At 62.4% G+C, this 14,194-nt stretch carries 6 protein-coding genes (1 of these 6 cut by a window edge); all 6 read left to right on the top strand.

The genetic code is table 11. The features are described from left to right. The first annotated feature begins 164 nt into the window (after window positions 1–164). Window positions 165–692: a sigma-70 family RNA polymerase sigma factor gene (locus ACFPN2_RS34080; RefSeq protein WP_380605103.1), complete on the top strand. Its 528-nt coding sequence runs from the start codon at window positions 165–167 to the stop codon at window positions 690–692. 95 nt (window positions 693–787) lie between these two features. Continuing rightward, window positions 788–1,003, top strand: a complete 216-nt coding sequence (locus tag ACFPN2_RS34075; protein ID WP_380605101.1) for a FecR/PupR family sigma factor regulator — start codon at window positions 788–790, stop codon at window positions 1,001–1,003. Between the two features lie 99 nt (window positions 1,004–1,102). Next, on the top strand, window positions 1,103–1,345 hold the full coding sequence (locus ACFPN2_RS34070) for an MbtH family protein (RefSeq protein WP_380605100.1): 243 nt from the start codon (window positions 1,103–1,105) through the stop codon (window positions 1,343–1,345). Window positions 1,346–1,348: 3 nt separating this feature from the next. Next, window positions 1,349–2,086 (top strand): thioesterase II family protein, encoded by a 738-nt coding sequence (locus ACFPN2_RS34065; RefSeq protein WP_380605098.1) that lies wholly within the window; start codon window positions 1,349–1,351, stop codon window positions 2,084–2,086. Continuing rightward, the gene (locus ACFPN2_RS34060; protein ID WP_380605096.1) at window positions 2,064–3,029 is read left to right on the top strand and encodes a TauD/TfdA family dioxygenase; all 966 of its coding nucleotides are present in this window, start codon (window positions 2,064–2,066) and stop codon (window positions 3,027–3,029) included. The genes ACFPN2_RS34065 and ACFPN2_RS34060 overlap by 23 nt, the downstream gene beginning before the upstream one ends. Continuing rightward, on the top strand, window positions 3,026–14,194 hold the 5' portion of the coding sequence (locus tag ACFPN2_RS34055; protein WP_380605094.1) for a non-ribosomal peptide synthase/polyketide synthase. It continues 8,133 nt past the right edge of the window; only the first 11,169 of its 19,302 coding nucleotides appear in the window; its start codon is at window positions 3,026–3,028; its stop codon lies beyond the right edge, outside the window. The genes ACFPN2_RS34060 and ACFPN2_RS34055 overlap by 4 nt, the downstream gene beginning before the upstream one ends.

The raw sequence follows: 14,194 nt of genomic DNA, 5'->3' as shown, positions 1-14,194 counted from the left end.
GCGGGCTCGCGTCATCGCGAGCATACATCCCGCGATATTTATTTCCTTGAGATGTCATCGCCCGGCGACGACGCGCAGATAGTTGCCGACTCCGCAATGTCTGGCCATAATGTTTATGGATGAGAATGACTCGCGTTTGAGGGCGGCGGTCAAGGGAGTGCGCTTTGTCGAATCATCGTCAACGCCGGGATATCGAGGACACCTTCCTGCAACACTGGAGTCAGCTTCGATCCGCCGCTCAAGCTATCGTTGGCGTGCGTGAGGCGGCTGAGGATGTCACGCAATCGGCTTACGTGAAGGTGCTGGAGATTTCCGGCGAGCTCACGGTGCGCCAGCCGGTCGGCTTTTGTTTTCAGGTGGTGCGCAATCTCGCCATCGATCATCGTCGGCGCGCGGCGCTTGAGTCGCATGTATTCATGGACGAAAGCCACGGCGAGGCGGTACCGGCGCAACTGGCCTCGCCCGAACAGTCGCTGATCACGCAGCAGCACGTCCGGATGGTCGAGGAGGTGCTGGACGCTTTGCCAGCTCGCACGCGCGTTGCTTTCACGTTGTATCGGTTGAATGGCATGACTCAGCGAGAGATCGCCAAAGAGCTCGACGTCTCGCCGACCCTGGTCAATTTCATGATCCGCGATGCCATCGACGCGCTGAAACGTTGTCGCGGGCTGGTCGACGCCGGTCGCTCGTAGCCGATTCAGGATTGTCCCGCTTGACGCGAGGGCTTTGGATCGCGGCGGCTTTTTAGTATCATTCGTCGCGGCGCTGGGCCTTTTCAAAACATCTCATGACTGATTCCGGACGCGACGATCCGGCCTGGGACCTTGCTTGGGAGTGGATCGTGCGTGAGCACGAGCAGCCACTCGATGCCGCCGCGCGCCAGCAACTCACCGCCTGGCTGAATGCCGACCCGTCACATTTGCGCGCTTATCAGCAAGCGGCCAAGGTCTGGCTGATCGCCGGCCTCGTGCCACCACCGCCCGATTCCGATCCCCCCGCTTAGCATTCCCGCCGCGCTCGATTGCGAATAGCGAACTGCGACTAAACGCGTCGCGGTGTCGTTCGTCATTAGCTGGACAGAGACACTCAATGAGGTGGCGGAATGTCCAGCAGTTGTTTCGATCGCGAAGACGGCGTGTTCAAGGTGCTGGTCAATCACGAGGAACAATATTCCTTGTGGCCGGAGTGGAAAGCGATTCCGGGCGGCTGGACCGACACCGGCGTGCAAGGCGATAAGAAAACCTGCCTGGATTACGTCGATCGCACCTGGACCGACATGCGTCCGCTGTCGCTGCGCAAGTGGATGGCGGAACAGGAACAAAAGAGCTCACCCGCGTCGGCGTAGATCATGCGGACGCCGCTTGCATTGTTGTGCCTGCCGTGCGCGGGCGCGAGCGCCAGCATGTATCTGCGCTGGCAACGGCTGGTCCCGGCGTGGCTCAGCATCGTTCCGATCGAATTGCCGGGGCGGGGCACCCGTACCGCGGAGCCCGCCGCCGACAGTTTCGAAACATTGATCGACGATCTGTGTCGCCAGCACCAGCACCGCTGCAATGAGCGCTATGCGCTGTTCGGCCACAGCATGGGGGCGTTGCTGGCGTACTCGATGGCCGTACGGTGGCGCACACAGCAACGGCAGTCGCCCGAGTTGTTGTTTGTTTCCGCGAGCCCCGCACCTCGCTGGCGTGAGCCTGCGTACTTCGCCGACAAACAAACCGATGCCAGCCTGATCGCGGAGCTGCGCACGCAAGGCGGCACACCGGCCGAAGTGTTCGAGGACGCGGAGTTGCTCGCGATCACGCTCGACACCCTGCGCACCGACTATCGCATCTGCGCCGGGTTTCGCTATCGACCGACAGCGCCGCTCGATGTGGCCATTCACGCGCTGGCGGGCCGGCGAGATCGCATCGGTGAGGAACGGATTCTGGCGTGGCAGACGGAGACCCGCCGGCGCTTCGACGCCTGGTGGTTCGAGGGTGGACATTTCTTCATTCGCGAGCACGAGTCATCGGTGCTGCGGACGTTGATCCATGCATTGAGCGGCGATCTCAGGGAGGAGTGCGATGTCACTGTCGCGAGCGTCTGAAGTCTCTGCCGCAAGCTCATTGCCACTCGTCATCGAGCCGCAGCGTCGCGGCGAGCCGTTGCTGGAAGCCTTCGCACAGCGGAGCAAAGAGATCGACGCGGCCCTGATTGAGATCGGCGGCGTGCTACTGCGAGGTTATTCGGTGCCGAGCATCGAGTCGTTCCAGCAATTCGCGGCAGCCTTCGGACATCCGTTGCTCAGTTATGAGTTTGCATCGACCCCGCGCAGCGCGGTCACGCGCGATGGGGTCTATACCTCGACCGAATATCCCGCGCATCAGCACATCCCTCTGCATAGCGAGCAGGCGTACACGCGCGAGTGGCCGATGAAGATCTGGTTTCACTGTGTGACGGCGTCGCCGGTGGGCGGCGAGACACCGATTGCCGACAACCGGGCGATCTATCGAGACATGCCTGCGGCCATTCGCGATCGTTTCACAGACGGCCTCGTGTATGTGCGCAACTACGGCGACTTCGATGTGCCGTGGCAGAAAGTATTCAACACCACACGTCGCGATCAGGTGGAGGCGTTTTGTCATCGTGCCGCTATCGAATGCGAGTGGCAATCCGACGGCGGCTTGAGAACGCGACAGTGGTGCCAGGGTATTGAGCGGCATCCACGCACCGGGCAGAGCGTCTGGTTCAATCAAGCGCATTTGTTTCATGTTTCCAATCTACAGCGCGAGGTGCGCGAAACGCTCATCGACGCGCTCGGGCTGGAAAACATCCCGCGCAACGTGCACTTCGCCGATGGCTCAGCGATTCCCGATGAGTTGTTCAGCGAGATTCGCGCCGTGTTGGCCAAACATACGGTGATGTTCCCGTGGCACGCGGGCGATGTGCTGATGCTCGACAACATGCTGGTGGCGCACGCCCGGACGCCGTTCAAAGGGGCTCGAAAGGTCGTTGTCGCAATGGCGGAGCCCCACGGAAATCTGACATGAACGCACGCCGCAAGCCCGAACGAACTCTGCCTCGCGACTTGGTGAGCCATCTACGCGGATTGGCAGACCGGCAGCCGGAGGAGACCGCGCTGATCGTTGTCAACGCCGAAGCAGAACTCGTCCTCAACTACGCCGAGCTGGACACGCGCGTGCGGTCGTTGGCTCACAGGTTGCAATCGTCGTTCGCGCCTGGCGAGCGCGCTTTGCTATTGCTGGACAATGACGATCAGTTCGTCGTCGCATTCTTTGCGTGCTTGTATGCCGGATTGATCGCGGTCCCCGCCGCGGTGCCCGAGTCGAAGCGCGAAGGGCACAAAGCGCGATTGCGGGTGATCGCAGCGAGCGCGCAGACCCGTTGCGTGTTGACCGTGAGTCGAATCGCCGTCTCATTGGCATCGGGCGATTTGCCGGAGAGCATGCAGATCATTGCGGTCGATACGATCGGCTCGGCACATGCCGATGCGTGGCGTGCCCGGGAGCCGAAGCTGGAAGACGTGGCGCTACTACAATTCACTTCGGGCTCGACGTCCGCACCGAAGGGAGTCATCGTCACTCATGGCAATCTGATCGCCAACGAGCAGGCGATCGAGACCGGCATGGCCATCGGTGAGCACGACAAGTTCGTGTCGTGGCTGCCGCTGTTTCATGACATGGGGCTGATCGGCGGATTGCTACAGCCACTGCACCGGGGGATTCCGCTGGTGCTCACGTCGCCCGCGTATTTTCTGCAGCAGCCGCTGCGCTGGTTGCAGTTGATCTCGAAACATCGCGGCACCATCAGCGGCGGCCCGGATTTCGCTTACCGGCTTTGTCTGGAACGAGTGAGCGATGCGCAGCTGCAGACACTGGATCTATCGAGCTGGCGTGTGGCGTTCTCGGGCGCGGAACCCGTCCGGCACGACACTTTGCGCGCCTTCGCCGAGCGCTTCGCTCGAGCGGGGTTCGATCCGGCCGCGTTGTATCCGTGCTATGGGCTGGCAGAGGCGACTCTGTTCGTGACTGGTGTGAGTCGCGAGGCGGGCGTCACCACGGCAACTTACTCGAACGAGTCACTGGCCACCGGGCGGCCGATCGTGAGCGGCACTGGAACGACGCTGGTCTCATGCGGGGCCGCCGCTTCGAATCATCAGTTGCAGATCGTTCATCCGGACACGCAGCTTTCCGTATCGGCCGGTGCGATGGGAGAGATCTGGGTCAGCGGTCCGAGCGTCAGTGCCGGTTATTGGAATCAACCGGAAGCCACCGCCGAAACATTCGTGGAGCGCGATGGCAAGCGTTGGCTGCGCACCGGCGATCTCGGTTTCCTCAGCAGCCAGCAACTGTATGTCGCGGGCCGTCACAAGGATTTGATCATCCTGCGCGGACAGAATGTTTATCCGCAGGACATCGAGCGCGCCATCGAAGCGCAGATCGAGGCGGTGCGCGAAGGTCGAGTGGCTGCGTTCGCAGTCCCGACCGATGCTGGAGAAGGCGTTGGCATTGCGTTAGAGGTATCTCGGGGACTGCAGAAGCTCGTGTCGGCGGAGCGTCTGGTCGCGGAAGTCAACACGGTCATCGGCGAGCTGTATCACGAGCCGGTATTGGTTGTGGTGTTGCTGAACGCCGGCGCCTTACCTCGCACGTCGAGTGGCAAGGTCCAGCGTGCCGGGTGCCGTCTCGGGTGGCGCGAGCGAACCCTCGATGCCTTCGCGATCTATGAGTATGGAAGGTTCGTCGAAGGCGAGACGGCTGCGCGGTCCGGCGCCGTTCCGCAAGATGATATCGAGCGTGAGCTCGCGGACGTATGGCGCGACGTGCTCGGGAACAAGGCAGTCTTCCGTGACACGAACTTCTTCGCCGCGGGCGGAAATTCCCTGTCCGCAGCTCAGGTGAGCGCGAGAGTCAGCAGTCGCTGGTCGTTGAATCTTCCGCTCAGCGCTGTGTTCGAGCATCCGCAGCTGCACGCTTATGCGGCCGCTGTGAAGCAACGGATCGCGCAAGCGCCGGGCGTCGAGAATGGCGCCATCGTGGCGATCCCTTTGCCCGAACGAGGCACGCCATTGCCGCTGTCCTATGCGCAGCAGCGCGTGTGGTTCCTGTGCCAGATGGACCGCGCCAGCACGGCTTATCATCTATCGGCGACCTTCCGTTTCGTCGGGACGATGAACGTCGGCGTGGTCAACGATTGTTTCTCAGCGCTGGTGGAGCGACATGAGTCGCTGCGCACAGTCTTTCGACTCGATGACCGAGGTGAAGTGCGCCAGATCGTGCTGGCGAAGCTGTCACCGCTGCTGCACTTTGCTGACATGCGCTCGGTGCCGCCAGACGTTCGGGAACGACTGGTTCAAGCAGAGATTCGGCAACTGCAGGAGGCGCCGTTCGATCTGGAGCACGGACCGCTGCTGCGAGTTGCAGTCATTCAACATGCCGATGAAGAATTTCAGCTGGCGCTGAGCCTGCATCACATCGTGGTCGATGGTTGGTCGATGCAGTTGCTCTTCAATGAGTTTGCGGCGGAGTACGCGGCCAGAGTGGGGCAGCGGACCCTGGCGCCAACAACACTGCCATTGCAGTACATCGACTATGCGCGCTGGCAGCGCGACTGGCGCGAGAGCGCCGAGTGTGAGCGGCAATTGAGCTGGTGGCGCGAGCAGCTTGGCAACGAGCATCCCGTGCTCGAGCTGCCGGTCGATGCGCCCCGTCGCGCGACCACTGCCTATTCGACCGGTCGTCACGAGATCGCTGTGCCGGCCGCCTTGACCGAAAAGTTGCGGCAACGAGCCGATCGACACACAGGCACGTTGTTTACGGTGCTGCTCGCGGGATTTCAGGCACTGGTGCATCGATATACCGGACAGCCCGACGTGCGGATCGGTGTGCCTTTCGCCAATCGCGGTGCCAGTGCCATCGATCGCGTCGTCGGGTTCTTCGTCAACACACTGGTATTGAGATCTCACATCGACAGCGCAGACTCGTTGTGTGACGTGCTGGATCGCGCGGTTCGCACGGTCGCCGATGCCGGTGCCCATCAGGAGCTGCCGTTCGACGTGCTGGTCGACGCGCTCCAGCCCGGACGCGATTTGGGACAGAGTCCGCTGTTCCGCGTCGTGATGAATCATCTGCGAATCGATCCGCAGGCGCTCGAAACGCTGCCCGGTCTGCGGCTCGCAGAACAGTGGCTCGGCAAGCAGGCGGCGCAGTTCGAATTGTCACTGGATGTGGTCGAGTCGACGCACGATACGCTCGTTCGTTTCACCTATGCGGCGGAATTGTTCGAAGCGGCGACCATCGTGCGCCTGGCTGCCCATTACCTGGCGATGCTCGAAGCGCTTGCGACCAGCCCGGTGCAGCGAGTGCGCGAGGTGAGCTTGCTCACGTCGGCGGATCGCATGAGGTTGAGCCAGTGGAGCGAGCTGCCGGTGCAGCCCGCTCGTGCCGAATGCGTTCATCATTTGTTCGAGCAGCAGGTTGAGCGCATGCCAGATGCGATCGCTTTGCTCGTCGGTGACGAACGATTGAGCTATGCCGAGTTGAATCGTCGCGCCAACCAGTGGGCGCATCGACTGATCTCTCTCGGGGTGCGGCCGGAAACGCGCGTCGGTGTCGCCGCTGAGCGTTCGGTTGAAATGGTGGTGGCGCTGTTGGGCGTCATGAAAGCTGGCGGCGCCTATGTGCCATTGGATCCCGAGTTGCCGCCGGAGCGCTTGCGCTTCGTCATGGACGATAGCGGCGTCTCGCTAGTGCTGACTCAACAACACCTGCAAGCGCGGCTGCCGGCGCAGGATCGGATCGCGGTGCTGGCGCTCGATCGGCTCGATTGCAGCGGCGAGCCCGAGCGCAATCCCGAAGTTGCCCTGCACGGCGACAACTTGATCTACGTGATCTACACGTCGGGCTCCACAGGCAAACCCAAGGGCGTCGCCAATCGTCACCGTGCGCTGTGCAATCGGCTGCAATGGGGACAACAGTACGATCCGCTGTATTCTGCTGACGTGGTCTTGCAAAAGACGCCGTTCAACTTCGATATCTCGTTTTGGGAATTCTTCTGGCCGTTGACGACCGGCGCGACGCTCGCAGTAGCGGGCCCAGGCGATCATCGCGATCCGGAACGATTGGTGGCGCTGATCCGACGTCACGGCGTGACGACGATTCACTTCGTGCCCTCGATGCTGCAGGCCTTTATCGGATTTCCGGACGTGCCCGCGTGCAGTTCGCTGCGAAGAATGATTTGCAGCGGCGAGGCCTTGCCGGTCGACTTACAACGCCAGGTGTTCTCACGCCTGCCGCAGGTGACGCTCGACAATTTTTATGGACCCACCGAAGCCGCTATCGAGGTGACATATTTCAGATGCGCCGAGGAGCGGCGCCACTCGGTGCCTATCGGTCGGCCGATCGCCGGCACGCGCACGGTGATTCTGGATGCCGATCTGAACCTCGCGGCGCCGGGTGTGATCGGTGAGCTGTATCTCGGCGGTGCCGGGCTTGCGACCGGGTATCCGACTCGTGCGGGGCTGACGGCCGAGCGCTTTGTCGCCGATCCTCTCTCGGGCGGCGGAGAACGGTTGTATCGCACCGGCGATCTGGTTCGTTGGCGCAGCGATGGCCAGATCGAGTATGTGGGTCGGGTCGATCATCAGGTGAAGATCCGCGGTCATCGGATCGAGTTGGGCGAGATCGAAGCCCAGCTGTCAGCGCTGAGCGAGGTGCGCGAAGCGGTTGTGGTGGCGCAGGGAACATCGGCGGAGAAACGACTGGCGGCCTATGTCGTGCCGGCGCCAGGCGCGTTGCAGAGTGTCGACGTGGGCCCCGCCGCGCTACGCGGCGCCCAGGTATCGCAATGGAGCGAGGTGTTCGATTCGGCGTATTCCGATGACGTCCTTGCGCCGGCCTTTCAGGGCTGGATCAGCAGTTACACCGGCGAGCCCATTCCGGAGCTCGAGATGCAGCAGTGGCTGCAGGAAACGGTGGCGAGGATCGCAGGGCTCACGCCAGTGCGCTTGCTTGAGATCGGCTGTGGCGTCGGATTGCTCGTTCAGCAGTTGGCGCCGCTGGTGCTCGACTATCTGGCGACCGACGTGTCGGCCGGCGCGGTTCAGAAACTTTCAGCATGGACTGCGACGCAGCCTGCGCTATCTCACGTGCGTGTGGTGCAGGCGGAGGCCGCAGCGTTTGGCCATATTGCGCCGGGCTCCTTCGACACGGTGGTGCTGAATTCGGTCGCACAGTACTTTCCGGATGCGGATTATCTATTGGATGTGCTCGAAGGCGCGGCGCTCAGTCTCGCGAGCGGCGGTCGGATGTTCATCGGCGACATCAGACATCTCGCTTTGGTACCGATGTTCCATACGTCAGTACAACTGGGCCGCGCGCCAGCCCGATTGACGGTCCGGCAATTGAAGGATCGCATCGGCAAGGCGCTGGCGCGAGACACCGAGCTCACATTGGCGCCTGCTTTCTTCGAGACCGTTGCCGCGCATCTCGGCATGCAGGAGGTGCGGATCCTGCTCAAGCGGGGCGGGGCGGGCAACGAGCTGACCCGCTATCGCTATGACGTCGTGCTCAGCGCATCGCAGACCAAGCGCTCAGCGCCAGAAACGCTGGCCTGGAGCGGCCCCGAATCGCTCGTCGAGCTGCGAGCTCGTTTGTCACGTCGCGTGCCGGCGGTGCGTTTGTTTGCTGTGCCGAATCTGCGGCTCGCGTGGGATCGCGCCGCCTGGCTGGCGGTGAACTCGGCGGAGGAACATACGACGGTTGAGGAATTGCGAGCGCGGCTCGAGGGCATCGAGCTTGCGGGTATGGAGCCGGAATCGTTCTGGTCGCTGGGCGAGCAACACGGCTATGACGTGCACGTGACCTGGTCGGCGGACGCCCCGGATGCAGGCATGGATGTCGAGTTCATCGATCTCACTCGGGCATCCGCGACCGCTGAGGTCAAGCGGAGCCCCCAGGACTTGCCGCACGACTGGCGATCTTTGGCGAGCGATCCGCTACGTCTCCAGCGGACACGATTGTTTGCATCCCGACTGCGCGATCGTCTGATGACACAGCTGCCGGCATACATGGTCCCGGCGCACTTCGCGATTCTGGACGCGCTGCCGCTGACTCCCAACGGCAAGCTCGATCGCAAGGCATTGCCCGAGGCGGAGTCTTTACAGACCAGCGACTATGAGTCTCCGCATGGGCCGACGGAAACCGCGCTGGCCGCGGTCTGGGCCGACGTGCTGAGCATCGAACGGGTGGGGCGACACGACAACTTCTTCGAGCTCGGCGGCGATTCCATCGTCAGCTTGCAGATCGTGGCACGCGCTCGAACCGCAGGCTGGAAAGTCACAGCCCGACAGATGTTTGAGTCCCAGACCGTTGCGCAACTCGCCGCGGTTGCCGAGCCGATCGATCGTGAGTCGGCGGCGAGCGACCAGCGGCCGCAGGGCGCGGTGCCGTTGTTGCCGATTCAATCCTGGTTCTTCGAGCAGGTCGTTCCGAATCGTCATCATTGGAATCAGGCATTGCTGCTGTCGCCCAGGGATTCGTTGCAGGCTGAGCCGCTGGCAAAGGCGTTACGCGTAGTGATCGATCATCACGACGCTCTGCGCTTGCGTTACACGCAGGACGACAATGGAAGTTGGTCGCAGAGTTACGCCGCCGAAGAAGCATCCGATGTGCTCTGGGTTCGTGACACGCGAGATGCCGCCGATATTGAGTCATTGAGCGCAGCGGCCCAGCGAAGTTTGAATATTCACACCGGGCCGCTCCTTCGGGCGGTGCTGATGACTTCGCCCGAGGGCAGTCAACGCCTGCTGCTCGCCATCCATCACCTCGTGGTCGACGGCGTCTCCTGGCGAATCCTGTTGGACGATTTGCAGACCGCTTACCGACAAGCTCAAGCAGGCACGGCGGTTGTGCTTCCGGCCCGCACGAGCAGCTACCAGCAGTGGGCTCAACGACTGCACAGTTATCCGCAAACCCGCGCCGATGAGTTGAACTATTGGCGACAACTCGAATGCGCGCCGGCACCCTTGCCATGCGATTGGCCGGAGGGCGGCAACACTCAGGCCGATCGCGAGAGTTTGACGCTGCGCCTGGATCGCGAACACACCGCGCAGTTGCTCAAAGCAGTTCCCGCTGCGTCCCGCGTGCAGATCAATGAGCTGCTGTTGGCGGCGCTCGTGCAGGCGTTGTATCAGTGGAGCGGTCGGGCTGAGGTGTCGATCGACGTTGAGGGACACGGTCGCGAGACGGACGGCGATGACATCGATGTCTCCCGCACCGTCGGGTGGTTCACCAGTTTGTTTCCTGTCGCCGTGGTAGCGGGCAATGACGCAGGCGAGACGCTTGATCGCGTCAAGCGGCGGTTGCGTGAGATCCCGGGCAAGGGCGTCGGGTATGGCGCGCTGAAATGCTCCGGTTCGGTGGCACAACGCAAGGCGTTGGCGTCATTGCCGGGGGCGCAGGTCGTCTTCAACTACTTGGGCCAGCTCGATGGCAGCTTCGGTACGGCCGCGCTCTGGACGCTGTCGGATGAGTCCATCGGTCACACGCGGGACCCGCAGGCCTCGTGTGCCCACGAACTGTCGATCGATGGCTCGATTCGAGAGAGCCAGCTGCAGCTCGAACTGGCTTACAGCGCGCGGCGACATCGGCGTGAATCTGTAGAAACGTTGCTCGATCATTATCACGCTTGCTTGCGTGCGCTGACGACACACTGTCTGCATGGCGATGCGGCCGTGACTGCCGCGGATTTTCCATTGGCCGGACTCACTCAGCCGCAGTTCGCCGCGTTGCCGATCGAGCCGAGGCAGATCGACGATCTGTATCCGCTGACCCCGATGCAGCAGGGCGTGTTGTTTCATAGCTTGCAGGATGGCTACGGCGGTCGCTATCACAGTCAGTTGCGTCTGCAGCTCGAGGATTTGAACGTCGAGCGATTTTTGAGCGCGTGGCGGTCGGTGAGCGAGCGACATGCAGCACTGCGTACCGGCTTCCTCTCCGAGCGCGAAGTGCCATTGCAATGGGTGGCGAAGCAGGTGTCGTTGCCGTTCGCCCAGCATGACTGGCGTCATCGCGACGGGCTCGGCGAGCGACTGGACGAGCTGGCTGCATCGGAGCTGGCGCGACCGTTCGATGTACTGCAGCCACCGTTGATGCGCTTTGCACTGATTCGTATCGCGGACCATCGCTATCACTTCATCTGGACCCATCACCACGTTTTGATGGACGGCTGGAGCACAGCGCAGGTCATGAAAGATGTGCTGAGTTATTACGAGGGCGCATCGGTGCGGCCGCTGCATGGACGCTACTGCGACTATGTGCAGTGGTTGCACACGCGAGAGCCGAAAACATCCGAGGACTATTGGAAGGCGCGATTGCAGAGCTTCGATGAGCCGACGCGTCTGGCGCCCGCGGTGGTCGCACGTAGTAACTCGAGGAACTATGACGTTCACAGTGAAGTGCTCGGAACGACCGAGGCTGAGTCCTTGCTGGCGCTGGCGCGACGTGAGCATGTCACGCTGAACACGTTGACCCAGGCGGCCTGGGCGCTGTTCTTGAGTCGTGCCACAGGCAAACAATCCGTGGTGTTTGGCGCGACGACGGCGGGCCGGCCGGCTGAGTTGCCCGATATCGAAAACGTCGTTGGGTTGTATATCAATACATTCCCCGTCACAGCCGAGTGCGACCCGGCAGCCACGGCGGCGCAATGGCTCCGTGAGTTGCAAGCGCAGAATCTGGCGTCACGCGAACATGAGCACACCCCGTTGCATGAGATTCAGCGGTGGGCGGCGGGCGCGGGCCAGAGCTTGTTCGATACGCTGCTGGTGTTCGAGAACTATCCGATCGATGAGGCTTTGCGCGGGGCTGCCTCTTCGGGATTGAAGTTCGGTGAGCTGCAATCCCGCAGCGGAAACAATTTTCCATTGACGCTGCGAGTGCAGTTGCCCCAGCGACTCGGCACGGGCACTAGCGCGACCGATGCCTTGCGGTTCGACTACTTGCACGATCAGAACGTGTTCGATACCGCCACGGTGAAAGGCTTGCATCGCCAGTTCATCGAGCATTTGTATGGATTGGTCCAAGGCGTCCTGCGGAATCCGGGCGCGCGGTTGGGTGAGTTGCAGCTGACCCGAAAGTCCGATGCTTTGGTGGGAGAGGATGGGGTGCTGCCAGCTCCCAGCATTCTCCCGCTGTGGTCCGCTGTCGTGGCCGATCGCGGTGACGCGATCGCCGTGCAGGCCGGTGAGACGATGTTGACGTTCGCCGAGTTGGACGCCCGGTCGAATCGCTTGGCGCAGCTGTTACGTGCGAAGGGCATCGGAGCCGAAACGCCCGTCGGCATTCACGCCGATCGGAGCCTCGAGCTCGTGTTGGGAATATTGGCGGTGCTCAAGGCGGGCGGCGCGTATGTTCCTCTCGATCCACAGTTGCCGCCGGAACGGTTGCTGTATCAGTTGCAGGATAGCGGCGCAAAGCTGCTGCTCCAGGCGAGCCCCCGTGAGTTGATGAGCGATCTGCCTATCGTCGATCTGAACGACGACGTGACCACCGGGCAGGACGCTCCGCTGCCGATCCCCGCTGCCGATCAGATGGCGTATGTGATCTATACATCGGGATCAACGGGTCGGCCAAAAGGCGTGGCGGTGACGCACGGCGCGTTGGCCAACTATGTGCAGAGTGTGCTGAGTCGATTGGCGCTGCCGGATTCGGTGCGAAGCATGGCGATGGTGTCCACGGTTGCGGCCGACCTGGGGCACACCGTCCTGTTCGGTGCTCTGGTCTCGGGACGAACGTTACATCTCGTTCCCACCGACTGTGCGTTCGATGCGGATCGATTCGCTGCCTATAGTGCTCGTCATCGGATCGACGCAATCAAGCTTGCGCCGAGCCATCTGCAAGCGTTGTTGAACGCGGCTCAGGCCGAGCGCGTGCTGCCGCGACATACGCTCGTGCTGGGCGGTGAGGCCGTGTCCTGGTCCTTGCTCGAGCAGGTGCAGGCGCTCGCACCGACGTGTCGTGTGTTCAATCATTACGGTCCGACTGAGACGACCGTTGGCGTCTTCGCGCAGGAGGCGAGCGTTGCAATTCGGGATGCCGGCACGTTGCCGCTGGGCCGGCCGCTGGCGAATATCGAAGCGTACGTGCTGGATGCCGCGATGAATCCGGTCAGTACGGGAATGGCGGGCGAATTGTATCTGGGCGGAACAGGTGTGGCGCGCGGCTACATCGGCAAGCGAGGGCTCACGGCAGAACGTTTCATCGCGAGTCCGTTCCGTGCCGGCGCGCGGTTGTATCGAACCGGCGACCGCGTTCGACAACTCGGCGATGGCAGCGTGGAGTTCCTGGGCCGATGCGACGACCAGGTGAAGATTCGAGGCTATCGGGTGGAGCCCAAGGAGATCGTGGCGGTCCTGCGTCGTCACGTTCATGACGCCGCGGTCGTTGCTCGTGCCGCGCACGATGGCCGGACACAATTGATCGGCTATGTGGTCCCACGACCGGCGACCGCCATCGATCCGGAGGCGCTGAAAAGCCAGCTCGCGACGCAGTTGCCCGAGTACATGGTGCCGAGCGTACTCGTGGTCCTGGCCTCGTTGCCGCTGACCCGAAATGGCAAGCTGGATCGCGAGGCGCTGCCGGCCCCGGACTCTCAGCACGTCGCGCACTTCGAGCCCGCGCTCGGTGAAATTGAAAACAAGCTCGCGGAGCTGTGGTGTCGGATTCTCGGTGTCGAGCGCGTCGGCCGGCACGATAACTTTTTCGCGCTGGGTGGCGACTCGATGGCGGCGCTGCGCTTCATTGCCCGCGCCCGGCGTCAATCGATGGTGCTCTCGCTCGAACAGTTGTTTCAGCATCCGACGCTGATCGCGCTGGCGTCTCAACTGAGCGCCGCCACCGAGGTCGTCTCGCACGCTGCGATCACCCTTGCAGACCGCAATCGGCCGATACCGCTCTCGTCGTCGCAATCACGTCAGTGGTTCCTGTGGCGACTCGATGAACGTAGCACTGCGTATCACACTGGCAGTTCGATCCGCCTCGCCGGCACGCTTGATGTCGAGGCCTTGTGGGACGCGCTGCGTACGCTGGTGCATCGACATGAGTCGCTGCGCACGATCTTTGTGACATCCGCCGAGGGCGTTGCGGAACAGCGCATTCAGCCGCCAGCGGCGTTGCCGATGGGGTTCACCGATTTGAGC

It is taken from the genome of Steroidobacter flavus (genome assembly GCF_042651805.1).
Lineage (GTDB): Bacteria > Pseudomonadota > Gammaproteobacteria > Steroidobacterales > Steroidobacteraceae > Steroidobacter > Steroidobacter flavus.
This window is presented reverse-complemented; position numbering and strand designations above follow the sequence as displayed.

Bases quoted from the DNA above. Each gene is read 5' to 3' on its own strand.
- ACFPN2_RS34075 (WP_380605101.1), top strand. From the start codon at position 788: ATGACTGATTCCGGACGCGACGATCCGGCCTGGGACCTTGCTTGGGAG.
- ACFPN2_RS34065 (WP_380605098.1), top strand. From the start codon at position 1,349: ATGCGGACGCCGCTTGCATTGTTGTGCCTGCCGTGCGCGGGCGCGAGC.
- ACFPN2_RS34060 (WP_380605096.1), top strand. From the start codon at position 2,064: ATGTCACTGTCGCGAGCGTCTGAAGTCTCTGCCGCAAGCTCATTGCCA.
- ACFPN2_RS34070 (WP_380605100.1), top strand. From the start codon at position 1,103: ATGTCCAGCAGTTGTTTCGATCGCGAAGACGGCGTGTTCAAGGTGCTG.